The organism is Rhodococcus sp. EPR-134, assembly GCF_001647205.1.
Classification (GTDB): Bacteria; Actinomycetota; Actinomycetes; order Mycobacteriales; family Mycobacteriaceae; genus Rhodococcus_F; species Rhodococcus_F qingshengii.
Genome location: NZ_LVCT01000622.1, coordinates 1 through 23,855, shown reverse-complemented (window position 1 = coordinate 23,855; position 23,855 = coordinate 1). Strand labels below are relative to the sequence as shown.

The 23,855-nt window shown below is 63.0% G+C and carries 26 protein-coding genes; 19 read left to right on the top strand and 7 right to left on the bottom strand.

The annotated features are described in order from the left end of the window. The first annotated feature begins 19 nt into the window (after positions 1–19). The 4 genes from A2J01_RS27340 to A2J01_RS27325 all read left to right on the top strand — a co-directional run bounded on the left by A2J01_RS27340 (position 20) and on the right by A2J01_RS27325 (position 4,870). Positions 20–1,165 (top strand): sulfotransferase family protein, encoded by a 1,146-nt coding sequence (locus A2J01_RS27340; RefSeq protein ID WP_064113989.1) that lies wholly within the window; start codon positions 20–22, stop codon positions 1,163–1,165. A gap of 88 nt (positions 1,166–1,253) precedes the next feature. Then, complete coding sequence (locus A2J01_RS27335; protein WP_064113988.1) at positions 1,254–2,315, top strand: DUF1214 domain-containing protein; 1,062 nt, start codon at positions 1,254–1,256, stop codon at positions 2,313–2,315. Between the two features lie 24 nt (positions 2,316–2,339). Then, complete coding sequence (locus A2J01_RS27330) at positions 2,340–3,998, top strand: ABC transporter substrate-binding protein (protein ID WP_064113987.1); 1,659 nt, start codon at positions 2,340–2,342, stop codon at positions 3,996–3,998. Beyond that, complete coding sequence (locus A2J01_RS27325) at positions 3,995–4,870, top strand: TIGR03619 family F420-dependent LLM class oxidoreductase (protein WP_064113986.1); 876 nt, start codon at positions 3,995–3,997, stop codon at positions 4,868–4,870. The genes A2J01_RS27330 and A2J01_RS27325 overlap by 4 nt, the downstream gene beginning before the upstream one ends. Here the strand turns inward: A2J01_RS27325 and A2J01_RS27320 are convergent. Then, positions 4,861–5,421 carry a TetR/AcrR family transcriptional regulator gene (locus tag A2J01_RS27320; RefSeq protein ID WP_003941925.1) on the bottom strand — a complete coding sequence of 187 codons (561 nt, stop codon included), beginning with the start codon at positions 5,419–5,421 and terminating at the stop codon, positions 4,861–4,863. The two genes, A2J01_RS27325 and A2J01_RS27320, sit on opposite strands and share 10 nt — an antisense overlap. A gap of 131 nt (positions 5,422–5,552) precedes the next feature. On the opposite strand from A2J01_RS27320, the gene A2J01_RS27315 reads away from it, so the two are divergent. Further along, complete coding sequence (locus A2J01_RS27315) at positions 5,553–6,569, top strand: ABC transporter permease (RefSeq protein WP_064113985.1); 1,017 nt, start codon at positions 5,553–5,555, stop codon at positions 6,567–6,569. A gap of 40 nt (positions 6,570–6,609) precedes the next feature. Here A2J01_RS27315 and A2J01_RS27310 read toward each other — a convergent pair whose 3' ends face one another. Together A2J01_RS27310 and A2J01_RS27305 are read right to left on the bottom strand one after the other, a co-directional pair. Continuing rightward, positions 6,610–8,541 carry an acyl-CoA dehydrogenase family protein gene (locus tag A2J01_RS27310; RefSeq protein ID WP_024487810.1) on the bottom strand — a complete coding sequence of 644 codons (1,932 nt, stop codon included), beginning with the start codon at positions 8,539–8,541 and terminating at the stop codon, positions 6,610–6,612. Positions 8,542–8,600: 59 nt separating this feature from the next. Further along, positions 8,601–8,948, bottom strand: coding sequence for a hypothetical protein (locus A2J01_RS27305; protein WP_064113984.1), 348 nt, complete (start codon positions 8,946–8,948; stop codon positions 8,601–8,603). 110 nt (positions 8,949–9,058) lie between these two features. Between A2J01_RS27305 and hemL the strand changes: the two genes are divergently transcribed. The 7 genes from hemL (at position 9,059) to A2J01_RS27270 (ending at position 16,970) form a co-directional block, all read left to right on the top strand. Beyond that, positions 9,059–10,384 (top strand): glutamate-1-semialdehyde 2,1-aminomutase, encoded by a 1,326-nt coding sequence (hemL, locus tag A2J01_RS27300; protein ID WP_064113983.1) that lies wholly within the window; start codon positions 9,059–9,061, stop codon positions 10,382–10,384. Positions 10,385–10,450: 66 nt separating this feature from the next. Beyond that, positions 10,451–11,110 (top strand): histidine phosphatase family protein, encoded by a 660-nt coding sequence (locus tag A2J01_RS27295; protein WP_003941868.1) that lies wholly within the window; start codon positions 10,451–10,453, stop codon positions 11,108–11,110. Then, positions 11,107–11,712, top strand: a complete 606-nt coding sequence (locus tag A2J01_RS27290; RefSeq protein ID WP_007735280.1) for a TlpA disulfide reductase family protein — start codon at positions 11,107–11,109, stop codon at positions 11,710–11,712. The genes A2J01_RS27295 and A2J01_RS27290 overlap by 4 nt, the downstream gene beginning before the upstream one ends. A gap of 2 nt (positions 11,713–11,714) precedes the next feature. After that, the gene (locus A2J01_RS27285) at positions 11,715–12,563 is read left to right on the top strand and encodes a cytochrome c biogenesis CcdA family protein (protein WP_064113982.1); all 849 of its coding nucleotides are present in this window, start codon (positions 11,715–11,717) and stop codon (positions 12,561–12,563) included. Beyond that, the gene (gene resB, locus A2J01_RS27280) at positions 12,560–14,224 is read left to right on the top strand and encodes a cytochrome c biogenesis protein ResB (RefSeq protein WP_042453041.1); all 1,665 of its coding nucleotides are present in this window, start codon (positions 12,560–12,562) and stop codon (positions 14,222–14,224) included. Before A2J01_RS27285 ends, resB begins: the two co-directional genes overlap by 4 nt. After that, on the top strand, positions 14,221–15,183 hold the full coding sequence (ccsB, locus tag A2J01_RS27275) for a c-type cytochrome biogenesis protein CcsB (RefSeq protein ID WP_003941951.1): 963 nt from the start codon (positions 14,221–14,223) through the stop codon (positions 15,181–15,183). Before resB ends, ccsB begins: the two co-directional genes overlap by 4 nt. 143 nt (positions 15,184–15,326) lie before the next feature. Further along, complete coding sequence (locus tag A2J01_RS27270) at positions 15,327–16,970, top strand: nucleotide-binding protein (RefSeq protein WP_082900971.1); 1,644 nt, start codon at positions 15,327–15,329, stop codon at positions 16,968–16,970. A gap of 25 nt (positions 16,971–16,995) precedes the next feature. Here A2J01_RS27270 and A2J01_RS27265 read toward each other — a convergent pair whose 3' ends face one another. Together A2J01_RS27265 and A2J01_RS27260 are read right to left on the bottom strand one after the other, a co-directional pair. After that, on the bottom strand, positions 16,996–17,202 hold the full coding sequence (locus A2J01_RS27265) for a hypothetical protein (protein WP_003941996.1): 207 nt from the start codon (positions 17,200–17,202) through the stop codon (positions 16,996–16,998). A gap of 165 nt (positions 17,203–17,367) precedes the next feature. Beyond that, positions 17,368–17,580 (bottom strand): BldC family transcriptional regulator, encoded by a 213-nt coding sequence (locus A2J01_RS27260; RefSeq protein WP_003942029.1) that lies wholly within the window; start codon positions 17,578–17,580, stop codon positions 17,368–17,370. 291 nt (positions 17,581–17,871) lie between these two features. Here A2J01_RS27260 and A2J01_RS27255 point away from each other — a divergent pair, with 291 nt between their 5' ends. Together A2J01_RS27255 and A2J01_RS27250 are read left to right on the top strand one after the other, a co-directional pair. Continuing rightward, the gene (locus tag A2J01_RS27255) at positions 17,872–18,258 is read left to right on the top strand and encodes a DUF4229 domain-containing protein (RefSeq protein ID WP_030535490.1); all 387 of its coding nucleotides are present in this window, start codon (positions 17,872–17,874) and stop codon (positions 18,256–18,258) included. After that, entirely contained in the window at positions 18,255–19,358 is a 1,104-nt protein-coding gene (locus A2J01_RS27250) for a PLP-dependent cysteine synthase family protein (RefSeq protein ID WP_042453042.1), read from the top strand. Before A2J01_RS27255 ends, A2J01_RS27250 begins: the two co-directional genes overlap by 4 nt. On the opposite strand, the gene A2J01_RS27245 is transcribed toward A2J01_RS27250, so the two are convergent. Next, positions 19,256–19,879, bottom strand: coding sequence for a GNAT family N-acetyltransferase (locus tag A2J01_RS27245; RefSeq protein ID WP_054187825.1), 624 nt, complete (start codon positions 19,877–19,879; stop codon positions 19,256–19,258). The two genes, A2J01_RS27250 and A2J01_RS27245, sit on opposite strands and share 103 nt — an antisense overlap. Before the next feature lie 122 nt (positions 19,880–20,001). Here A2J01_RS27245 and A2J01_RS27240 point away from each other — a divergent pair, with 122 nt between their 5' ends. From A2J01_RS27240 to A2J01_RS27225, 4 genes are read left to right on the top strand one after another with little or no spacing between them, the layout of a single operon-like run. Beyond that, positions 20,002–20,739, top strand: coding sequence for a lysophospholipid acyltransferase family protein (locus A2J01_RS27240; RefSeq protein ID WP_064113981.1), 738 nt, complete (start codon positions 20,002–20,004; stop codon positions 20,737–20,739). 54 nt (positions 20,740–20,793) lie between these two features. Then, positions 20,794–21,045 (top strand): HTH domain-containing protein, encoded by a 252-nt coding sequence (locus A2J01_RS27235; protein ID WP_003941869.1) that lies wholly within the window; start codon positions 20,794–20,796, stop codon positions 21,043–21,045. A gap of 5 nt (positions 21,046–21,050) precedes the next feature. Beyond that, on the top strand, positions 21,051–21,614 hold the full coding sequence (locus A2J01_RS27230) for a Clp protease N-terminal domain-containing protein (protein ID WP_064113980.1): 564 nt from the start codon (positions 21,051–21,053) through the stop codon (positions 21,612–21,614). Positions 21,615–21,663: 49 nt separating this feature from the next. Beyond that, complete coding sequence (locus A2J01_RS27225; protein WP_003941998.1) at positions 21,664–22,044, top strand: phage holin family protein; 381 nt, start codon at positions 21,664–21,666, stop codon at positions 22,042–22,044. Positions 22,045–22,056: 12 nt separating this feature from the next. Here A2J01_RS27225 and A2J01_RS27220 read toward each other — a convergent pair whose 3' ends face one another. Continuing rightward, positions 22,057–22,926 (bottom strand): 1,4-dihydroxy-2-naphthoate polyprenyltransferase, encoded by an 870-nt coding sequence (locus A2J01_RS27220; RefSeq protein WP_064113979.1) that lies wholly within the window; start codon positions 22,924–22,926, stop codon positions 22,057–22,059. Positions 22,927–22,975: 49 nt separating this feature from the next. Between A2J01_RS27220 and A2J01_RS27215 the strand changes: the two genes are divergently transcribed. After that, positions 22,976–23,855: AfsR/SARP family transcriptional regulator (locus A2J01_RS27215; RefSeq protein WP_197494317.1), on the top strand; the 880-nt coding region annotated here is incomplete at its 3' end.

Here is a 23,855-nt window from a genome sequence, read left to right as displayed (position 1 = left end):
ACTCATACAAGGACTAGCCATGACACAGGATTACGACGGCATCGGTTCCATCGATGACCTGCACCAGGCTGCGCGCGAGGCGGCCGGGTACGAAAACTTCGGCAGCGAAAGCTATCTCGAAGGACTTCGAGTTCTCCTCGAGTCGTTCCAGAACGAGGCCGACCTCACTCCTCACGGCAAGGTGATCGCTCGCAAGATGATCGTCGGAGCGCTCGCGGGTCGCCTGACCAGTGAGGCCGGATTCGAGAAATATCCAGAGCACGTAGATGTTCCGATCGAACGCCCGATCTTCGTGGTCGGGTTGACCCGCACCGGCAGCACCGCGCTGCACCGCTTGCTCGGTGCCGACCCAGCGCATCAGGGCGCCGAGATGTGGCTCGCCGAGACGCCGCAGCCGCGCCCCGAGCGCGACAAGTGGTCGGAGAACGAAGATTACGTTCGCTCCGACGCCTTCTACCGTGCTCGCCAGCGTAACGAGGCAGACCTGATGAAGGTTCATTTCATGGGGGCGGAGGAGGTCGAGGAATGCTGGCGGCTGCTGCAGCAGACGATGCTCTCGACCGCGTTCGAGACGGTGGCGTACGTGCCGAGTTACACCCGGTGGCTGGCGGAGCAGGACTGGACCGAAACATATGCGCGGCACAAGAAGAACCTGCAGTTGATCGGGCTGCACGACCAGGACAGACGGTGGGTGCTCAAAAGCCCGAGCCATGTCTTCGCGATCGACGAGATCATGTCGGTCTATCCGGATGCACTGTTCGTTCGGACCTTCCGGGACCCGTTGACATCGATGGCGTCCACCTTCAGCCTCGTCGAGCAGGGCGGACACGACATGTCGAGGGCCTTCGATCGTCCGGCCATCGGGCGCACGCAACTGGAGTTGTGGGCGCGAGGGAATGCGAACTTCAACAATGCCCGTAGCCGTTACAACCCCGATCAGTTCATCGACGTCGACTACAAGGACTTCATCGCCGATGCGGTCGGCACCGTCGAGAAGATCTATGCACAGTTCGCCCTGCCCTTCACAGACGACGCCCGCGCCGCGGTGGAGGCGTCGCATCAGGCCAGCCTTGCCGAGCACCGTCGTCCGTCGCATCGCTATTCGCTCGAGGATTTCGGCGTGAGCGCTGCCGACGTCGAAGCGAAGTTCGCCACCACACCCTGAAGGCCTCCGGCCCTGTGCGCCTTTTTGGTAGTGCCGACTACCAAAAAGGCGCACAGGGCGAAGCCCCAACCGAAACAAGGAGATTCACATGAATGCTGTTTGGGAAAAGTTCTGCGCAGATCTGCTCGAGGTTGGAAAGGTCCTGGAAGACGAGATCGTCCCTCAGGATCCGCTGACTCAAGCCGAGGGCGTCCGCTACCTGAGTCGGTTGCTTCGGTACGGCACGATCAACTGTGTCGAGTACACCGATCCACGGTGGCCGCAGTTCTCGTCGGCTCCGAACCCGAACATGATGACGAAGATCGGTGCCGACAACCCGGACAACGTCTACATGCGCGCCAACATTTCCGGTAAGTACAACTACCGGATCATCGGCACCCGAGGCACCGTCCCGCTGATCACCTTCGGCTCGCGCGTAAATCGGTACCACATCGACGGCACCATGCTGCAGACCGGCGATCTGCATATCCACGACCTCGAGGTCGACGAGAACGGCCGTTTCGAGTTCATCGCGAGCGTCGACAAGCCCGATGAGGGCGCTTGGCTGCCTTTGGCGCCCGACAGCAACCTCATCTCCGTTCGGCAAACTCACCGGGATCGGCGCAACGAGGTCATCGGTGATCTGACCATCGAATGCCTGAACCCGGACGGGGAGTTCGTCCCGTTGACTCCGGAAGAGATCGGCGAGCGCCTCACCAAGTCCGTCGGGATCGTGAAGGGGATGGCGGAGACCTTCCTGGAATGGTCGCGCAAATTCCAGCCGCACACCAACGAGATCTTCGACTGGGGACAGGACTACTTCCAGGACGCCGGCGGCGATCCGACGATCTTCTACTTCCACGGTTACTGGAAGCTCGCCGAGGACGAGGCGTGGGTCATCGAGACCGAGGTTCCGAACTGCGAGTACTTCAACTTCGTGCTGCAGAACTTCTGGGTCGAGTCCCTCGACTACAACCGCACGAACATCTACATCAACAATCACACCGCGAAGCTCAACGACGACGGCACCATGACAATCGTCGTGGCGGCGAAGGATCCGGGTTATGGCAACTGGATCGACACCGATTCGCATGCCGAGGGGACATGGGCGCTGCGCTGGATCAAGGCGGACTCGCACCCGATCCCGACGTCGAAGGTAGTCAAGATCTGACACGCTGACGGAGATTGGGAACGTATGTACACCAGGAAGATTAGGTTCGGCCCTCGCTTTGTCGCGCTCGGGCTTGCCGGTGCATTGATGTTGGCCGGTTGCGCGTCGAGCAGTGGGGACAACTCGGGATCGGCTTCACCGAGCAGTAGTGGCGCAGCTGGTTTTGTGGGCGCCCCAGATGTGGGGGAGCGGATCGACGGCGGTGTTCTCACCTTCGGGTCCTATTCGTTCCCTTCCTCGTTGGACCCCACGAGAACGCAAGCCGCCGGTTCGACCGGCGGAACCGAAATGGCCGCGATTTACGACACGCTGGTACGCAGCGACTCCACAAACGGGAGCTTCGTGCCACAACTCGCGAAGACACTGTCGAACAACAGCGACTTCACCTCGTACACCGTCACTTTGGCTGATGGCCTCACCTTCAGCGACGGAAGTCCGCTCGACGCGGAAGCGGTGAAGTGGAGTATCGATCGATTCGTGGCAGGCAAGGGTGATGTATCGCAGACCTGGCTCAACATCGTGGATCGGATCGAGACGCCCGACGCCACCACAGTCGAATTCGTGCTCGAGCGGCCCTGGCGTCAATTCCTGGCGCTGTTGTCGCTCGGGCCCGGAATGATCGTTGCGCGAAGTTCAGGGGGAGAGGCAGGGTCGGTTCCAGGAACCGGGGAGGGAGCGTTCACACCGATCGGGGCGGGTCCGTTCACCTTGGCCAAGTTCGCCCCGCACGAAGAACTGGTACTCGCCGCACGCACGGATTATCAGGGCGGTAAACCTCCACTGGACACAGTGCGGTTTGTTCCCACGTCGGGTGCGCAGTCTCAGTACGAATCGTTGAAGAGCGGCCAGATCGACATGACGTACATCCTCCGCGACGAGGCCGTGATCGAACAAGCTCTCGACGACGGATACTCGGGTTACCTCAGTCCGACCGGACAGAACGGGATCGGCACGATCAACAACCGTGAGGGCAAGCCCGGGGCCGATGTTCGCGTCCGTCAGGCGATCGCCTACGGGGTGGATCCGGCGGCGGTCAATACCCGGGCGAACAACGGATTGGGCACCGCCAGTTCCGAACTGGTCCCCCAGACGTCACGTTGGTACAACAACACAGCAGGCATTCCGTTCGATCAGGTGAAGGCAAAGGCGCTGCTCGATCAAGCGAAGTCCGACGGGTACGACGGGAAACTCCGCTACCTCACCACCTCGGAGCCGAGCCAACAGGCGACGGCACTGACGGTTCAGGCGTCGCTGAACGCGATCGGTTTCGACGTCACCATCGACTACGCGACCGATGTGACCGATCTGGTTCGACGGGTATACAAGGACCACGATTTCGACATGACCAGAGGTGGCGCTCCGGTCGGAGAAGAAGCGCCGTACCTCAATTTGTACAACAGTATGGCCAGTGATTCGAAGAACAACCCGTCCGGCTTCGCGGACCCGGAGATGGACGCGATGATCACAGCTGTGCAGACGGCATCGACGGACGATGCTGTCCGTGAGGCGATCAGCAAGGTGCAGGAGTACGCCAACGCGACTGTGCCTTACGTGATCTGGGGGCCGGCGTCGGTGTTGACCGCATGGGACGGCAATGTTCACGGCGTCGTACGCAACATCACCGACATCATGTTCTTGGGCGGCGCTTGGATCTCGCCCAACGGCGAAACGGTGGAACGATGAAGTGGTCCTTGGCCGGTGCGATGATCGACGCCCTGGAACTGTGCGAGTTGGCGCAGGTCGCCGAAGAGGTGGGGTTCGACGGAATCGCGATGCCGGATTCCGTGTTCTATCCGGAGCAGGTGTCGGCGCCGTACCCGTACACTGCTGACGGGAAGCGGATGTGGGCGCCCGAGACGCCGATGCCTGATCCGTTCATTGCCATGGCGGCGATGGCGGCCGTCACATCGCGAATTCAGTTCTACACCAACGTGTTCAAACTTCCACTGCGCGATCCGCTGTTGACTGCCAAGCAGGTCGCGACCATGGCCGTGATGTCGAGGAACCGCGTCGCTCTCGGCGTCGGTTTGTCCTGGATTCCCGAGGAATTCACCTTCACCGGTACCGAGATGCGCACCCGCGGCGCGCGTACCGACGAAGCCATCGAGATCATCAAGGCGGTGTGTGCGGGACGTGGGCCGGAATGGGTCGAATACCACGGCAAGCACTACGATTTCGACGCTCTGATGATCAGTCCTGCTCCGGAGATTCCGGTTCCGATCTACATCGGTGGGCACAGCGAACCGGGGTTGCGTCGTGCAGCCAGGCTGGCTGACGGTTGGATGTCGGTGAACACGACCAAAGCCGAATTAGCCTGCGCCATCGATCGTCTCACGGAATTGCGGGTCGAGTACGGTCGTGCCGATGTTCCTTTCGGCGTCAACGTCTCGCCGACGGATGTTCGTGATCTGGACGGATATCGCGAACTCGAGACTCTCGGAGTCACGGAAATCAGAGTGTTGCCCTGGTATCACTACGGAGTTGACGCCGGTGATCGTCAGGGACGACTCGACTCCGTTCGGCGGTTTGCCGAGGAGGTCATCGCTCAGTACTGATCGATCAGCGTCTGCATCGCCCGGCCGTAGAGTTTTGCCAACTCGTCGCGATCTGCGGACTGGGGGATACTTTCGTCGCTGAGGACGCTCAACAGCCCGGACACCTGGGCGGAGACCAGGAGTGCGCGGGTGTACGCGTCTTCGCCGTCTAGACGAGCGGCGAGATTGGTGGCGAATACTCCGGTCATGTCTCGGAGTCGCTCCCGGATGCGTGGACTGTCCGATGCTCGCATGAGCGCTGTGTACACCGACAGCATCCGGGCGTCGGCCTTGCCCAGGACGAAGGCGGCGATTCGCTCACCGAGGGTGTCGAGTGGGCCGTCGAACTGGCCTTCGAAGTAGTCCGCAACCGGCGTGGTTTCCAGGAACAGTGCTTCTTTGGACCCGAAATGCCGGATGACCAGGGCCGGATCGATTCCGGCAACTTTGGCGATGGCGCGAACTGACGTGCCGCCGAACCCGTGCTCGCCGAACAGTTGGAACGCCGCCGCGCGAATCGCCTCGGATGTCGAGGGTTGCTCCTGCTCTGGCGTGTGCCTCGTGGGTGTCACGACATCGACCTCTGTGCTCGCTCGCCGACCGCGTTGTCAACGGCGTTGACTATAACGTGTCAACGGTGTTGACTGTTGAGTCTGTCAACGGTGTTGACAGCTAGATGCGGTTAGTGAAGAGAGCGTGGAATATGACAGATACCGACGTCCGAGTACCCAGCGAAGAAGTTGTCGATCCGCCGACCAATTGGAAGATGGTGGGCAGTGGACTCGCATTTCCGTTGTTCTTCGTCATCATGTTCTGCCTGTGCTACGTCAGCGCCTTCCATTCGCCGACGCCGAATCAGGCGCCGATCGTGGTGGTCGGGTCGCCGTCCGTCACGGCCCCGCTGATCGACGGAATCCAGGCTTCGTCGGGTGACAAGTTCGACATCGTTGCCACAGCCAACGCCGCCGACGCACTCTCTCGGATCGACAACCGCGATGCGATCGGCGCCATCGAGATCGGTGACACCGTGACCGCACATATCGCCACCGGCGCGGGCGCCTCGACGGTTTCCGTGGTGAGCAGCTTGGCGCATTCGGTTGCGGAGCAGACGGGGCAGCAGGTCACGGTGATCGACTCGGCGCCTGTCACGGCGCGCGACTCCTCGACTGTCGGACTCTTCTACTTCCTGATCGTCTGCACCCTCGGTGGCTACCTGACCATCACGGTGCTCAGTCAGGTTGCGCCGAGAATGCGGTTGCGAGAGCAGTATTCGATCCTGGCCGGTGCGGCGATACTCACCCCGCTCATAGCCTTCGGCATCACCAGCATCTTCATGCACGCCTTCGGGGCGTCGTTCGGCCAGATCCTGCAACTGCTGGGAATCTCGATCGTTTACACGTTCACCGTCGGTGCGGTGAGCATCCTGCTCAATCGACTGCTCGGCCAAGCCGCGATCTTCGCGGTGCTGACGGTGCTCGTTTTCATCAACTTCCCGAGTTCGGGTGGTGCCATTCCGGTGTCGTTCCTGCCGGGATTCTGGCAGCACATCCATTCGTTCTGGCTCGGATCGGCAGCCATGGAGCCCATCCGCTCCGTCATCTACTTCAGTGGCAACGGCGCCGGACCGCACCTGCTCGTTCTGGGGATCTGGCTGGTCGCGGCACTCGGCCTGACCGGACTGCTCGCCTCTCGCCAGTCGAAAAAGGCAGCAGCGCACTGAGCGTGGTGGGGCCGGCGATTGCCGACCCCACCCGAACCCTTTACTTCAGCCGTACCGCGTCGGTGCCCGGTCCGTCGAGCATCGCGGACCCCAGCAGGATGTCCGGAATGCCGAACCCGTCGATCAGTGTCTCGACGTGGGGGCGCAGGGTGCGGCAACGCTCGTTGATTCCGCGCGTCACGGCCTTCGAACGCTCCACCGACAGATGCCGGTGCTCCATGAACCAGGCCTTGTCCTCTTCGATCACGGACAGTGCGTAGAGATCGCACACCTCGCCGAAGAGTTCCTTTGCGGTCTCGTCCTCACACGAGTCGATGCCGGCGACGAATGCTTCCAGGATGACGCGCTCGATGTGCGCCTGAGCGGCTTTGAGTACGTGGTCCTGCACGAAGTTGAACGCGTCGAACGGGTTCTCCTCGCGCTTCTGCGCTGCCTGCAATCGCCTTGCCGCAGTGGCGAGTAGGTACTCTTCGCGGTCTTCGAACATCTTCATCTGGGTGCCGCGATTGAAGAGGCTGCCGTCCTCTTCGTTGTCCTGGCGAGTGTCGACGATCGTCTGCAGGATCTGCTGCGCTGCCGTGCGTTTCTTGACCACGTCGGAGACCGTCGTAGCGGCGAAGCGCATCCAGTCGACCGGGCTCATGCCGCGGACTTCGTCGGCGTAGGAGGTGAGGAGTTCTTTTGCGACCAACTGCGTCAGAACGTGGTTGTCACCCTCGAACGTGGTGAAGACGTCGGTGTCCGCCTTGAGTGCGGTGAGGCGGTTCTCGGCGAGATAGCCTGCGCCGCCGCAGGCTTCGCGTGCTTCCTGGATGGCCCGAGTGGCATGCCAGGTGTTGGCGGCCTTGAGTCCGGCGGCGCGACCTTCGAGTTCGCGCTGCTCCTGCGGATCCGGGTCGTCGCTGCTCTGGATGTCGTGCATCGCGGCGACGAGTTCGTTCTGTGCGAACTGCAGAGCGTACGAGCGGGCGATCAACGGCAGCAGACGCTTCTGGTGGACGAGGTAGTCCATGATCAGGACTTCGTCGTCACTCTTCGGAGCACTGAACTGCCTGCGCTGCAGGGCGTATCGACCGGCGATGGCCAATCCGACGCGGGCGGCCGCTGCCGCGGAACCACCGACGGTGACACGTCCACGAACCAGTGTGCCGACCATCGTGAAGAAACGACGGTTCGGGTTCTCGATCGCCGAGCTGTACGTGCCGTCCTCGGCGACGTCGGCGTAACGGTTGAGTAGATTCTCACGCGGGATGCGGACCTGGTCGAAGACGATGCGGCCGTTGTCGACTCCGGGCAGTCCACCCTTGAGCCCGCAGTCGGACGTCGTGACGCCGGGGAGGTCGTTGCCGGCGTCGTCACGAATCGGCACGACAAAGCAGTGGACGCCCTGACTTTCGCCTCCGGTGATCAGCTGTGCGAACACCGCTGCGACGGTGGCGTGCTGGGCAGCGCCGCCGATGTAGTCCTTGCGAGAGGACGGAGTGGGGGAGTTGACGACGAACTCGCCCGTCTCGACGTCGTAGGTCGCCGTGGTTTCGAGTTCCTGGACGTCGCTGCCGTGACCGGTCTCGGTCATCGCAAAGCAACCGAGCAGGTCCAGATCGATCAGCGGCTTGACGTACGCCTGGTGGTGACGCTCGGTGCCGAGGTTTTCGATGGCGCCGCCGAACAGACCCCACTGGACGCCGGCCTTGACCATCAGTGAGAGGTCGGACATCGCGAGCATCTCGATGCTGGTGACGGCGCCACCCGCGTCGCCCGTTCCGCCGTGAGAGACCGCGAAACCGTTTGCGGCGTACCCGAGATCGGCGAGGACCCGCATCTGTTCGAGAGCCTTGGAGCGCGCAATGGCGGTGTTGGGTGTGTAGTGCGGAGCAAAACGTTCGTCGTTCAATTCGCCGCGAACGCGCTCACGCACCTCCCGCCAGCGTCCGTCGAGTGTTGTCCTGAGGTGGTCCGCTGTGGTGGCCATGGAACCGACGATAGCGCGTAGCGCACCGCGGGCAACCCGGTTCGATCCCAACCTCACATTCAGCAGGAGCCCGCGGCACCCGCTTCGATTCCTTGGCGGAAGAGTTCCTTCTCGCTCTCGGACATAGCCTGGTACGAAGGGTCGTTCTCGACGATCTTCAGGAAGTCGGCGCCCGCCGTCTGGGTCGACGTGTCGCCGCTCTGAACACGCTGCTGAACGTAGACGGACACCGCCGAACACCCGCCGAGAAACGCGGGGTCGGTGCTCGTCGCTGCGGTGGTTCGAGCCGAGTCGGTGGCGCTCGGCGGCGACGAAACTGTCGCCTTGTCGTCGTTCGAAGCGTCCGAACCACACGATGTGAGAAGAATCGCAGCCGAGACTATCAGCGTCGTCAACAGTCGCTTCATGTCCGGAATCGTCTCACGCGGGGCCCGGTTCGACCGGAAAACTCGCCTCGAGCACCGAAGTCCTACACCCTGTCGTTGTCAGATTCGACAGAACTGGGACACTGGAAGCCGTGACTGTGTCTTCCGGTGATCCCGACGTGCATGCAACGAACTCCGCTCGGCTCTTCGAACGTGCCGGCAACGTGATTCCGGGTGGCGTCAACTCGCCCGTCCGCGCGTTCGGTTCGGTCGGCGGAACACCGCGATTCATTCGCGAAGCATCCGGCTACACCCTCACCGACGTCGACGGAAACAATTACGTCGACCTGGTGTCGTCCTGGGGTCCGATGATTCTCGGGCACGCTCACCCGGCAGTCGTCGAAGCCGTTCGCGAAGCAGCCCTCGGAGGTCTCTCCTTCGGTGCGCCGACCGAAGGCGAAGTTGCCCTCGCCGAGGAAATCGTCGCCCGCGTCGCGCCCGTGGAAAAGGTTCGCCTGGTCAACTCCGGAACCGAAGCCACGATGAGCGCAGTCCGCCTCGCCCGCGGATTCACCGGACGCACCAAGATCGTCAAGTTCTCCGGTTGCTATCACGGCCACGTCGACGCCCTTCTCGCCGACGCCGGATCCGGCCTCGCGACGTTCGGGCTGCCGACCTCTCCCGGCGTGACCGGCGCTCACGCAGCAGACAACATCGTCGTGCGCTACAACGATCTCGACGCGGTGGCCGCGGCCTTCGCGGCCAATCCCGGCGGCATCGCGTGCGTCATCACCGAAGCTGCCGCCGGAAACATGGGCGCCGTCGCACCGCTTCCCGGTTTCAACGAGGGTCTGCGTCGTCTCACCCGTGAGCACGGCGCACTCCTGATCATGGACGAGGTGATGACCGGATTCCGCGTCAGTGCCTCGGGTTGGTACGGCATCGACAACGTCGCAGGCGACCTCTACACCTTCGGCAAGGTCATGAGCGGCGGACTGCCCGCCGCAGCATTCGGCGGCCGCGCCGACATCATGGGCCACCTCGCACCGGACGGTCCCGTCTACCAGGCAGGCACCCTCTCGGGTAACCCCGTAGCCGTCGCCGCCGGACTCGCGAGCCTGCGCGCCGCCGACGCCGAGGTGTACGCCAAGCTCGGCCGGAACGCGACCGCCCTCGGCGACCTCATGACCCAAGCACTCACCGCCGAAGGCGTCGAACACCGAGTGCAGTACGCAGGCACCTTGGTGAGCGTGTTCTTCACCGAGAACACGGTGACCAACTACGACGAAGCCAAAGCCGCGCAGACCTGGCGATTCCCCGCCTTCTTCCACGCACTGCTCTCCCGCGGCGTGTACCCGCCGCCGAGCGCGTTCGAAGCGTGGTTCGTCTCCGCAGCCCTCGACGATCGAGCCTTCTCGATCATCGCCGACGCCATGCCTCACGCAGCCAAGGCCGCGGCTGCTGCCGTCAAGCCCTGACCAGTTCCCATTCCAGAACACCCGCACGCTTCCGACATCCATCATCTTCAGCGAGGACCCTCGACTGTGACCGACGCCGATCACCCCGACCACACGTCCACCCGCACCATCGTCCACGTCCTGCGCCACGGCGAAGTACACAACCCGCGCGGGATCCTCTACGGACGGCTCCCGGGTTTCCGGTTGTCGGTGGCGGGCGAAGCTCAGGCTCGTGCGGTCGCGTCGGTGCTCGCCGATCACGACATCACCCACGTGGTCGCGTCGCCGCTGCAGCGGGCACAAGAGACCGCGACTCCGATCGCCGAGGCACACAAGCTCGACATCGTCACGGACGAAAACCTGATCGAGGCAGGCAACGAGTTCGAGGGTCTCAAGGTTGCCGTCGGGGACGGTGCGCTCTCGCGTCCGCGTCACTGGTGGAAACTGCGTGACCCGTTCACCCCGTCCTGGGGCGAGCCCTACCTGCAGATCGCGCATCGCATGCTCGCAGCCGTCAATGCCGCACGCGTCGCGGCAGTCGGACACGAAGCCGTCGTCGTCAGCCATCAGCTTCCGGTCTGGACACTGCGTCGATTCCTGCAGGGCGAGCGTCTCTGGCACGACCCCCGTCACCGTCAGTGTGGACTGGCCTCGTTGACTTCACTGGTCTACGAAGGCGACACCCTGGTCGACATCGTCTACTCCGAACCTGCCGGCGCCTCCGACCCGAGAGTGACAGGAGCATGATTTCGCGCCGCATCGCCGCAGCATTCGCAGCCGCTGCGTCGGCGATGCTTCTTCTCTCGTCCTGCGCGACCGGCGACGACGCCGTCGCACAGGGCGGAACTTTCGACTTCGTCTCACCGGGCGGACAAACCAAGATCTTCTACGATCCGCCGTCCGACCGAGGCACCATCGGCAAGCTCTCCGGGCCCGATCTGATGAACGAAGGTCAGAAGGTCGGTGTCGAGGACTTCGAGGGCAAGGTCGTCGTTCTCAACGTCTGGGGTCAGTGGTGCGGACCGTGCCGCGCCGAAGCCGACGACCTGGAACAGGTCTACGAGCAGACCAAGGATTCGGGCGTGCAGTTCCTCGGCATCAACGTCCGCGACGACACCAAGAACAAAGCGCAGGACTTCGTGGTCGACAACAAGGTCTCGTACCCGTCGATCTACGACCCGTCGATGCGTTCGCTGATCGCCCTCGGTGACGGCTACCCCACGTCGGTCATTCCGACGACGATCGTCCTGGACCGCCAGCATCGCGTCGCCGCGGTGTTCCTCCAAGAACTTCTCGCCGAGGATTTGCTGCCCGTCGTCCAGCGAGTAGCTCAGGAAGACGCGCAGTAAAGATGACAACCACGACCGCTACGCTGCTGGCCGGCAGCGACACATTGAGTGCCGGTGTGGGCGAAGCGTTTCAGAACGCGGCGTCGTCCGGTCCGCTTCTGCTCGCCCTCGGCGCCTGTGTGCTCGCCGGTCTGGTGTCGTTCGCTTCACCGTGCGTCGTGCCGCTCGTTCCCGGCTACCTGTCCTACCTGGCCGGCGTCGTCGGTGCCGACGCTCCCGCGATCACCGCCGAAGAAGCGAAGACGCGGACGATCACCCGGAGCAGTCGACTGAGGGTGGCCGGTGCGGCCGGACTGTTCGTCGCGGGCTTCACCGTTGTGTTCGTCCTCGCGACCGCGTCGGTATTCGGCGTGATCTCCACGCTGCTCGTCAACCGCGAGGTCCTGATGCGAGTGGGCGGTGTCGTCACCATCGCAATGGGTCTCGTCTTCATCGGGCTGATTCCGGCGCTGCAGAAGGACGTTCGTTTCGAACCGCGTCGCGTGTCGTCACTGGTGGGTGCGCCGCTGCTCGGGGGAGTGTTCGCTCTGGGCTGGACGCCGTGCCTCGGTCCGACATTGGCAGGCGTGATGTCCGTAGCGGCGGGAACCGACGGGATGACGGCCGCGCGTGGTGTCACGTTGATCGTCGCGTACTGCATCGGACTCGGCCTGCCGTTCATCATCTTGGCGCTGGGATCCGCGCGCGCGCTGACCGGCGTCGGCTGGTTGCGTCGTAATGCACGCACCATTCAAATTTTCGGCGGAATCATGTTGGTGGCAGTGGGAATCGCCCTCGTCACCGGCGCGTGGGACCAGTTCGTCGGCTGGGTTCGCGACGCATTTATCTCGGAGGTGACGCTGCCGATATGACAGCTGACGACAATAACGACCACCCGAAACCCGTGCTGCCGAAGCAGTCGGTGATCGGTCGAGTCGTTGCACTCGGGCGCAACACCTGGCGCGGGCTCACCTCGATGCGGACCGCGCTGGTACTGCTGTTCCTCCTCGCGCTCGCTGCGATCCCCGGCGCCCTGCTGCCACAGCGAACCCTCAACGAGGGCAAGGTCACCGACTACATCGCCGCGCGTCCGACGCTCGGTCCGTGGATGGACCGCCTCGAATTGTTCGACGTGTTCAGCAGTTTCTGGTTCACCGCGATCTACGCATTGCTCTTCATCTCGCTGGTCGGCTGCATCCTGCCGCGTTGCGTGGAGCACGCGAAGGCGCTGCGCACCCGTCCGGTGAATGCGCCGCGCAATCTTGCTCGCCTGCCGCACCACACCACGAGCGTTGTGGACGGCGAGACTCCCGACGAACTTGCTGCCCGGGTGTCGAAAGAACTGCGCGGGTGGCGCGTCGAAACGCGTCGCGGCGATTCGAAATCACGACGCGAAGGCGAGATCACCATCTCGGCGGAGAAGGGATACCTCCGCGAGTTCGGCAACCTCGTGTTCCACCTCTCGCTGGTCGGATTGTTGATCGCGATCGCCGCGGGCAAGTTGTTCGGCTACGAGGGCAATCGCATCGTCATCGCCAACGACGGCCCCGGGTTCTGCACGACCTCGCCGGCAGTGTTCGACTCCTTCGTCGCCGGTCTGAGCCTCGACGGCACCGGCATGACCCCGCTGTGTGTACGTGTGAAGAATTTCCAGGCCGACTACCTCGAGACCGGTCAGGCCGAGATGTTCACCTCGGACATCTCGTACCAGGCAGGCGACGACCTCGAGTCCGATACCTGGCGGGACACGACCATCCAGGTGAACCACCCACTGCGGATCGCCGGCGATCGTGTGTACCTGCAGGGACACGGATACGCGCCGACGTTCACCGTCACGTTCCCGAACGGTGAGACCCGCACCGAGACGCTCCAGTGGCGTCCGGACGACGCCACGACGTTCCTGAGCAGTGGCGCGATGCGCTTCGACCCGCCGGGCGGCATGTATCCCGATGCGGACGAGCGTCGGAAGAATCAGATTGCCATCGAAGGATTGTTCGCGCCCACCGCGCTGTTCCACGGCAACCTGCTGTCGTCGAGTTACCCGGCGATGAACGATCCGGCAGTCGCCATCGACATCTACAAGGGCGACACCGGACTCGATACCGGTAACCCGCAATCGCTGTTCGAACTCAACACCGAACTGATCAATCAGGGCCGACTGGTCAAGCAGGATCGAGTCAATCTGTTTCCGGGGGAGAGCGCGACGCTTGCCGACGGAACCCAGGTGCGATTCGATGGTGCCGTCGACTTCGTGAACCTGCAGGTCTCCCACGATCCCGCTCAGGTGTGGGTGTTGGTTTCGGCGTTGACCATGATGGCGGGCCTACTCGTCTCGCTCGTGATCAAGCGTCGCCGCGTCTGGGCACGTATCTATCCAGATGACGAACGACGTACTGTAGTAGAACTTGGTGGGCTTGCCCGCACCGACCACGCAGGCTGGGGCGACGAGTTCGACCGCCTCGCCGACCGCTTGCTGAAAAGCAATCCGACCACCGCGGTGAACCAACCGCACGCGCAGGAGAACGCCCGATGACAACGAACGAGACACTCGCGCAGTACAGCGACTGGGCCTTCAAGTCCGCCTTCACCGTGCTCGTGCTGGCGTTTGTGCTGCTCATCGTGCAGTACGCGTCGGCCAGAGCAAAGGCGGTTCAGGACAAGGAACTGGTCTCCGCCGGCGGTGTCGACGCATCCGTGCCTGGCAGGGTCGCGGAGACTCCGAGCAAGTCGCTCTCGGAACGATTCGGCGGAATGGGCCGAGCTGTCCTGGTCGTCGGAACGGTGCTGATCATCGCGTCGATCGTGCTCCGCGGATTTGCGACGGAACGATTCCCGCTCGGCAACATGTACGAATTCGTGGCGATGGCGTGTGCGGCGTCGTTGCTGGTCGGGCACGTCCTGTTGATCAAGCCGGCGTACCGTCCGATGTGGGTCTTCTTGCTGGTGCCGGTTCTGATCTTGATGTTCCTCGCCGGCACGGTCCTTTACGCCGACGCGGCTCCCGTGGTTCCGGCGCTGCGCTCGTACTGGCTTCCGATTCACGTGACGATCGTCAGCGTCGGTTCCGGAATCTTCATGATCGGCGGTATCGCGAGCCTTCTGTTCCTGCTGCGACTGAAGTTCCCGCCCGGTGACGAAGGCACGAGCATCGGTGGCCGGATCGCAGAGCGACTGCCGGATGCCCAGACTCTCGACCGCTTGGCGTACAAGAGCACGATCATCGCGTTTCCGCTGTTCGGCGCCGGCGTCATCCTCGGTGCCATCTGGGCGGAAGCTGCGTGGGGACGCTTCTGGGGTTGGGATCCGAAGGAGACGATGTCCTTCATCGCCTGGGTGATCTACGCGGCCTACCTGCATGCGAGGGCAACGTCCGGGTGGCGGGAGACGAAGGCCGCCTGGATCAACATCGCCGGTTTTGTTGCGATGCTGTTCAATCTCTTCATCATCAACATGGTCGTCTCCGGCTTGCACTCCTACGCGGGACTCACCTGATCCTCTCGAGGTACCGTGGGTGGCTGCCGACCGGTCTGTAGGTATTACCGGTAGGTACGTCAGGGGCGGGCAACAGTTACGATGCAGCTTGGCGAATTACTAGCTGTCTGGTAGCTGTGGGATCGACGAGGGGGAGCGGCGAGATGGCCGACAAGATTGAAGACGCCGGAGCAGGATTGTGGGAGCCGGTGCGCCCTGCCGAGCCGACGCGGCGCGAGCCGCGCGCATCCGCGCCCGAGCCGTCATCGGCCTCGGTTCCCAGCGACGTTCGTAGTCTCTTCGTGGCCCCGGTCGACTCCGGGCCGCTCCAGCAAGTCGCCGGCCAGGCGCCCAGTGCACCCGCCGCTCCGCCGCCGACGACGACCCCAGCGGCTCCGGTGCCAGGTCCCAAGACTCCGGTCATCCAGTATCCGGCAGCGCAGCCAGGCCCGATCAACGGCCAGTTCTCGACCTCGCCTGCGATGCCGATGCAGACCTACGAACCTACGAATCGTGGAGGGTCGCTTCCGGATTCACGAACTGGCGTTCCGCAGCCTGTTCAGAATTCGCAGCCTGTTCAGAACCTGCAGCCTGTCCAGAATTCGCAGCCCGGCCCGACGGCGCATTCATCCGCGAGACCGCTCCAGCAACCGCAGGCACCTTTTTCGCCCGGCGTCCATCCGCCCAATCCCGCGATTCGGCAGTTCGGTCATCCCGGCGCTGCGCCGGTGCAGAACGGCCACGCCCTCCAGAATGGTCAGGCCGTGCCGATGGCCCCGCCGACGGCGCCACCTACTCGCGCTCCGATGCCGCAGTCCGGACTCACCTCGGCTCCGGACAGTCGCTTCGAGTCCGCTCTCCCGATGACTGCGCAAGATCTCTCGGCTGCGCTCCTCGTCAAGCGGCCTGTCCGGCCTGCCCCGGTGGGCGGCTGGCGCAAGGCGCTGTACACGTTGTCCGGCCGATCGGTGAACCTCGGAAACGGTGCAAAAGAGCAGCACCTCGTCGAGTTGACGCGCCAGATCAACCAGCCGCTGCAGGGCTGCTACAAGGTTGCGGTGCTCAGTCTCAAAGGCGGCGTCGGAAAGACCACGACCACAGCGACACTGGGGTCGATGTTCGGCTCGATCCGCGGCGATCGCGTCGTCGCTGTCGATGCAAACCCCGACCGGGGAACGCTGAGCCAGAAGATCCCGCTCGAAACTCCGGCAACAGTGCGAAACCTGCTGCGCGACGAGAACAGCATCGAGAAGTACAGCGACGTCCGTGGCTACACATCGCAAAATCGACACCGGCTCGAAGTGCTTGCCTCCGACAGCGATCCAGCAGTTTCAGAGGCCTTCAGCGGTGGGGACTACACGCGCACGGTCGACATGCTCGAGAAGTTCTACAGCATAGTTCTGACCGACTGCGGCACCGGATTGATGCACTCGGCGATGCAGGCCATTCTCGAAGGTGCAGATTCGTTGATCGTCGTCAGTTCCGGTTCCGTCGACGGTGCACGTAGCGCCTCCGCAACACTTGACTGGCTCGACGCTCACGGTTACAGCAGGCTGGTCGCCACGTCTGTAGCTGTCATCAACGCGGTACGGCCTCGCTCGGGCAAGGTTGATCTGCCGCGGGTCGTCGAGCACTTCGAGCAGCGCTGTCGAGCGGTGAAACTGATTCCGTTCGATCCGCATTTGGAAGAGGGCGCCGAAATCGATCTGGACCGGCTGCGTCCAGGTACTCGGGAAGCGGTGCTGGAGTTGGCTGCGGTGGTTGCGCAGGACTTTCCGGCCTCCCCGTTCGCGTTGACGGGGCGGTAATCTATTAGCCGGGCGAGCCCGGACGCTACGTCGACGCGTCAGTCGGCGGTACGTCCGGACCTTCCGTGCGCTTGCGTCGTGTTTGCTGGTTCACATTCCACAGGAATTCGGGATCGTCATCCGGCCCGCGTACACCGCTCACCGGGGTGCGCGTCGACGGATCGGGCCCGAATGCCTTCCACATCAGAACGATCAATGTCACCAAACCCACCAACGCCAACAGATACAACACGGCGCACCTCCTCAGGGAACTGAAGTCGAGCCTACTCAGTCTCCGCCCCGCTTCACCAGAAGTGGTGCGGACAAGCGTTTCGGCTCAGTGCGCTAGTGCTGTATCTGTCGGGTACTGCAAGATCTGTCGGGTACCGCAAAGTGCTTCGAAGTGAGCTGAAGTTGCTCAGTTGTTGTCTGCTTCGGTGGTCAGCGAGCGCAGAAGCTGCATGACCTCGGTCTCACGGAATCGACGATGTCCTCCTGGCGTGCGAAGCGAGCCCAGTCGTCCTGCGTGTGCCCAGCGGGTCACGGTCTTGGGATCGACATGAAACAATGCCGCTACCTGTCCGGGCGTCATGAGTGCGTCTGCGGCGGTATTGAAGGTTGGTGCGCTCATTGTGAGGTCCTCCATGTTGATGTCGAACGTTTGACGAACAGTGATTCCGAACCGAGCAGTGATTCCGAACTTTGGTTCCGAACCGGTGTGTCGACCAGTTGCCAAAAACCTGCGTCGAGTTTGTTTCGAAGTCCTTCGCTCACATTCGACCGTTTTCTGAGTGGTAGCGCAATGTTTGCACAGATATAGCCGGGTAGTCGATCTTTCAAGAAAAAGTAATGTTTAAGTAAAGGACAAAATGGATATAGCGGGCTCGGTCCCACCTGTATTCGGAATGGGTAACCTGAGAGGGTGAGTCAGTTGTCTGAAAACCCCGAAAATGTTCCCTCTGAGCCGGTCAAGGCCAGTAAACCTTCCGCAAACTCTGGGCAAGCAAAGTCGGCTTCCGGGCCGGTGACCAAGGGTCAACTAGCCCGCGACGTGGTGCTGTACTCGGTCGCTCGGCTGCTGCTTGTCGTCGTGATCGGTGCCGTCATCATCGGTGGCGGAAAGCTCGCCGGCACGGACGTTCCCTTGATCGTCGCGGCGCTGTTCGCAGTTCTGATCGCGCTGCCGCTGTCGTTGCTGCTCTTCGCGAAACTGCGCAAGCGTGTCAATGCGGGCATTGCGGCGGTCGACGCCCAGCGTCGGTCCGATCGTGACGATCTTCGCTCCAAGCTGCGCGGAGACGGGCGGTGACCACGGGGTCGCTCGACGTCGACCGTCGGACCTCACGCCAGTGGGTCGACAACGCGGTGCGGTTGATCGAAGCCGACGCGCAACGCAGCGCGGACACTCACCTGCTGCGCTATCCGCTGCCGAGTAACTGGACCGTCCAGCTTTATCTGAAGGACGAGTCGACCCACATCACGGGGAGTCTCAAGCATCGACTCGCACGGTCGCTTTTCCTCTACGCGATCTGCAACGGCTGGGTTACCGAAGAGACCACTGTCATCGAAGCGTCGTCCGGATCGACGGCTGTCAGCGAGGCGTATTTCGCGAAGTTGCTGGGCCTGGATTTTGTCGCGGTGATGCCCGCGAGCACGAGTCCCGCCAAGATCGCGTTGATCGAGGCGCAGGGGGGACGTTGTCATTTCGTGAGCGATCCGTCGTCGATCTACTCGGAATCGCATCGGCTCGCGAGTGAGTTGAACGGTCACTACATGGACCAGTTCACCCACGCCGAGCGCGCGACGGATTGGCGCGGAAACAACAACATCGCCGAATCGATCTTCACTCAGCTCGAACACGAGGAACATCCGATTCCCGACTGGGTGGTCGTCGGAGCCGGGACGGGCGGAACCGGTGCCACGATCGGCCGCTTTCTTCGTTACCGGAAATTCGACACGGGGCTGTGCGTGGTGGACCCGGAGCACTCCGTGTTTTTCGACGCGTGGCGAGCGAGCGATCCGTCGATCGTCGGTACTCGAGGTTCCCGGATCGAGGGCATCGGCCGTCCGCGCGTCGAACCGTCGTTTGTCGGTCAGGTGGTCGACCGAATGATCAAGGTGCCGGACGCAGGCTCGATCGCGGCCGCACGGCACGCCAGCACAGCCCTGGGGCGCAAAGTGGGCGGCTCGACGGGGACGAACCTGTGGGGAGCTTTTGCGTTGATTGCCGAAATGATGGCGGCCGGGCGCAGCGGCAGCGTCGTCACCCTCCTGTGCGACGGCGGAGAGCGTTACTCGGGCACCTATTACAACGACGAATGGGTGGCTTCGGAAGGGATCGACCTGCTCGGCCCGACGACAGTGCTGGACGAGTTCGTCCGTTCGGGTGCGTGGACGGCCAGTTCCTGAATCGCCGGCGCCGGACCGTGTGACGGGCGGCTCATCGTCACGCGCGGCCAGGCGTCCAACCCGGACGACTGCTCGTCCGTTCTGATGCGTATCAGGCCGGGGGAGAGCGTGTTCTCGGCCAGGCGCACGAACCCGAGGCGCTCGTAGTACGGCGCGTTCCACGGAACGTCGACAAACGTCGTCAGAGTCACGAGATCGTGGTGATGGTCCGCCGCCCATTCGGTGACGGCGTCGATCAGCTGTGCTCCGAGGCCTTTCCGGGCATGATCGGGGTGAACGGAGACCTGCTCGATATGCGCGCCGCCGTCCACGATCTCGACGAGTGCGTACGCAACGGGCACGTCGTTCGCGTCGGTCTGAACCCAGATGTGCTCGGCTGCGAGAAAATCGTTCAACTCGTCGAGCGTCGGCGGTGGATCGTCTGCGATGGCGTCCATCCCGATGTCTCGGAACGGTTCGCCGGCGGCGATCTCGATCTGTTGCAGTGCGGGTAGGTCGGTGGATATGGCCGAGCGGATCACAGAAACCGTTTTACCTCGAGAGTGGAGTTTCTCCCAGCGCTACGCCTTCTGTAACGCAAACCTACGCAACCGTAGGTTGTGTATCGTTTGGTCAAGGGGCACTTCTCCAGCGAGGGCGGATCATGGGCAATCCTGAAGTTTCACTCGACAATTACGAGGCTGTGTACGAGTACTACCGCAGTCATCAGCAGAACCGATTCGTGGCGAAGTTCGCTTATGCCGCATTGGCGCTGAAGTACCGCCCGCGAGTGAGGTACGCGCCGGGTGCGGAAGCTGCGCTGAAGACTCTCCTGGAACGTAAGACGCAGTTGGTCGTGGCAGTCAATCATCTGACCGAGAGCGACCAGTTCACGCTCGCCGCGACCGCGTGGCGTACTCCGTTGCGTCGAGTGATCGGACGGACCCGGGTCCTCGCCAAAGACGAACTCTTCGTTGATCCTTCACAGCGCAAGAAGGTCGACATGATGGGCAGCATCCCGGTTTTTCGCAGCAAGAACTACGGCCTCCGTGCAGTTTCGGATGCCGGCCGAGTGATGATGGACGTCGCGGCCGAGCGGCTGGGCAACGGGGACTGTCTGGCGATTTTCCCGGAAGGGACGTGCAACACCGAAGATCCGACGCGGCTGCAGCACGTCAACAGCGGAATCGGCCACATCGTCGCGCGCGCCGAGAAGTTGGGATGCTCACCGGCTCTGGTGTCGATTGGCATCAATTACGGTCCGGTGGCCGGCGACGTCAAGGCTGCGAGTGTCTTTGTCGGAATGCCGGTGACCGAACTTCCGGACAAGCCGATGGATATCGCCCGAACTGTGCAGGCCGATTTGCAGGTGGCAGTGAACGGGGCCGTCGCCGGATACTAGGCGCGCCTGTCAATTTTGGTTGACAGATTCCGGTTGTCAACCTAAATTGACATCATGACCGAAGCAACCTCTCTCGCTGCTGCCGCCGGTAGCCCGGATCCCACCGAGGGATTGCGTGCTGTTCGAGCGCTGCGTCGTCTACTCGAAAAACTCGAGGCCATTCAGGTCGCCAATGCGCGCCGTCACGGATGGTCCTGGCAGGCGATCGCGGAAGCTCTCGAGGTCAGCCGTCAAGCCGTCCACAAGAAATACGCGTCCGCGCAGTCGGAATCGATGCTGCGTTCACTGCGCGAGAAGGGCAGGTAATTGCCATGTTCGAAAGGTTCTCCGCACAGGCTCGAGGCGTCGTTGTCGATGCTGTCGCCGGCCCCGGTCCTGTCACGCCGATGGAACTTCTGACCGCGCTGCTCACCTCTGATCGGGGCATCGCCACCGAGGTGCTCACCGAGTCTGGTGTCACGCTCGACGTGATCCGCCACGCCGGCGCCGGATCGAACGAAGGTAGCTCCAACAATTTCGACGACGCCGAGATACTCAAGTCGATCGGCATCGATCTCGATGCGGTTCGGGAGAGTCTCGAGCAGTCCTTCGGCGAAGGTGTGCTGGACGAGACTCCTGTGCCGGACGGCGTCGACACTTCTCGCAAGAGCCGATTCAGGTTCCCTCGTTCACGATTCGAGAAGGACTCCAAGAAGGTGTTGGAACTCTCGCTCCGTGAAGCGCTCGCGCACAAGGACAATCGAATCGGTGCCGAACACATCCTGCTCGGCATCCTGCGTGTCGCCGACGGGCCTACCCGTCAGGCCCTCGAAACGCAGGTCACGATGTCGGTGATCCGTGAGCGCTTGGAAGCGAAGATGAATCGCGCCGCCTAGATTCGGCACGGCTCCGCATGCACGGGGCGGGATGTGCCAGCATTCAGACATGACATTTCTGGCACGTCTCATCATCAACGGCATAGCCATCTGGCTGGCGTCGGCGTGGGTCACCGGCATCACGATCGCCAACCACGACAACGGCACCTGGGGCACGGTTCTCGTGATCGCGGTGATCGCTTTGATCTTCACGGTGGTCAACGCGTTCATCAAGCCGGTAGTGCAGCTTCTCTCGCTACCGCTGCTCATCCTGACTCTCGGATTGTTCACGCTCGTGATCAACGCCCTCATGCTGATGCTGACGGCGTGGATCTCGTCCGGAACGTCCTACGGCTTGACGGTCGACGGCTTCTGGACGGCAGTCTGGGGCGCGCTGATCATCTCGATCGTGAACTTCCTGCTCAGCGCGTTCGTCCCGGACAACCGTTGAGTCCGTCGACTTTCAGGCGAGACTGAGCGCAACTGCGGTCGCGGCACCCCAGACGAGCATGGCGAGTCCGGTGTCGCGCAACGCGGGGATCAGGGCCATACCCTGCCCGCCCGAACGCAGTGGGGCGTTGGCTCGGATTGCCAGTGGCAACGCCAGCAATCCGAGCAATGCCCACGGAGTACGCAGGATCAGCAGCAGGGTCGCGACGAACGGGACGGCCAGCAGGATCACGTGCAGCGTGCGTGTCCTGGCGTCGCCGAGCCGGACTGCGAGAGTGATCTTTCCGGACTCGGTGTCGGTCGGGATGTCTCGAAGATTGTTGGCAACGAGCACCGCGCTCGAGAACGAGCCGATGGCGATCGCGCCGGCCAGCCCGGCCAGATCCACCCGCTCGGCCTGTACGAACTGAGTTCCCAGCACTGCAATCAGTCCGAAGAAGATGAACACGGCGATCTCGCCGAACCCGCTGTATCCGTAAGGCTTCTTGCCGCCGGTGTAGAACCAGGCACCGATGATGCAGAACACGCCGACCGCAACCAGCCACCAGGCTGCGGTCGCCGCCAGAACGAACCCGGCTACCGCGGCAACGGTGAAGCAGCTGATCGCCGCGGCCTTCACAGCTCCGGGACTGACCAACTTCGATCCGACCAAGCGCAGTGGCCCGACGCGGTCGTCGTCCGTTCCGCGGATTCCGTCGGAGTAGTCGTTCGCGAAATTCACCCCGACGATCAAGGCCAAGGAGACGATCAGTGCCAGGAGCGCCTTCCACCACACTGCGAGGTCCAGGGACGCCGCGGCTCCGGTGCCGACCAGCACGGGCGCAATCGCGTTCGGGAGTGTGCGCGGCCTCGCGCCTTCGATCCATTGAGCAGCTGTTGCCATACAACGATCTTTGCACTGTGCAATACGATCGAACGCGGTGGATCAGCACATGACTCGAGACGTGAGTGAGCGCGCCAGGTACGCGCAGTCGGGCGAAGACCTGGCAGACATTGCCTTGCTCGGACCCGTTTCGACCAAAGTGGGCGGTCGTCTGGTTCCGTTGCCGGGTCCGCGAGCTCGAACTCTGCTGGTTGCGCTGGCTCGCAATCCGGGTGAGCCACGTACCGCGCAGAGCCTGATCGACGACGTCTGGGGGCTGGAGCCGCCGCGCTCACCGATGAACGCCCTCCACACTCAGGTCTCGCGCCTGCGATCTGCACTCCCGGACGGGGCCCTCGAAGTCACGGCGGCCGGATACCGGCTCACTCTCGCTCGGGAGCGTGTCGACCTGGCCAGAGCAGCGGACGCCGCCCGTGGTCTGCGCACCGTCGGCGCCGACGCGTCCGAAGCGCTCGCCGTCACGACCGCGTCATTGCGCCTGTGGCGCGGTACCCCCGGGAGTGACGTCGTCGGCGACGTTGCAGATCGTCTGGCGCTCGACGCAGGCCGGGTGTACGACGAACTGGAGACGGCGCAGATCGACGCGTTGCTCACATTGGGGGAGTACGCGGCAGCCATTCCCCTGGTGCGCGGACGCCATCTGGCGAGCCCATTCGACGACACAGCGGCCGAGGCGTTGATGCGTGCGCTCGCCGGAGCAGGCCGAGTCAACGAGGCACTCGAAGTGTTCGCGGAGTTCCGCAACCACCTCGCCAATCGCCTGGGCGCTGATCCGTCACCCGCACTGGTGACTCTCAATGCGGAACTTCTCGGGGCACCTGCGGCTACACCGCGGGCCGCGCGTGCGATCGGTCTGCGCGCTGCCCCCAACACCTTGCTCGGTCGCGACAACGACATCGACCAGATCGAATCCTTGCTCGCCCGCTCGC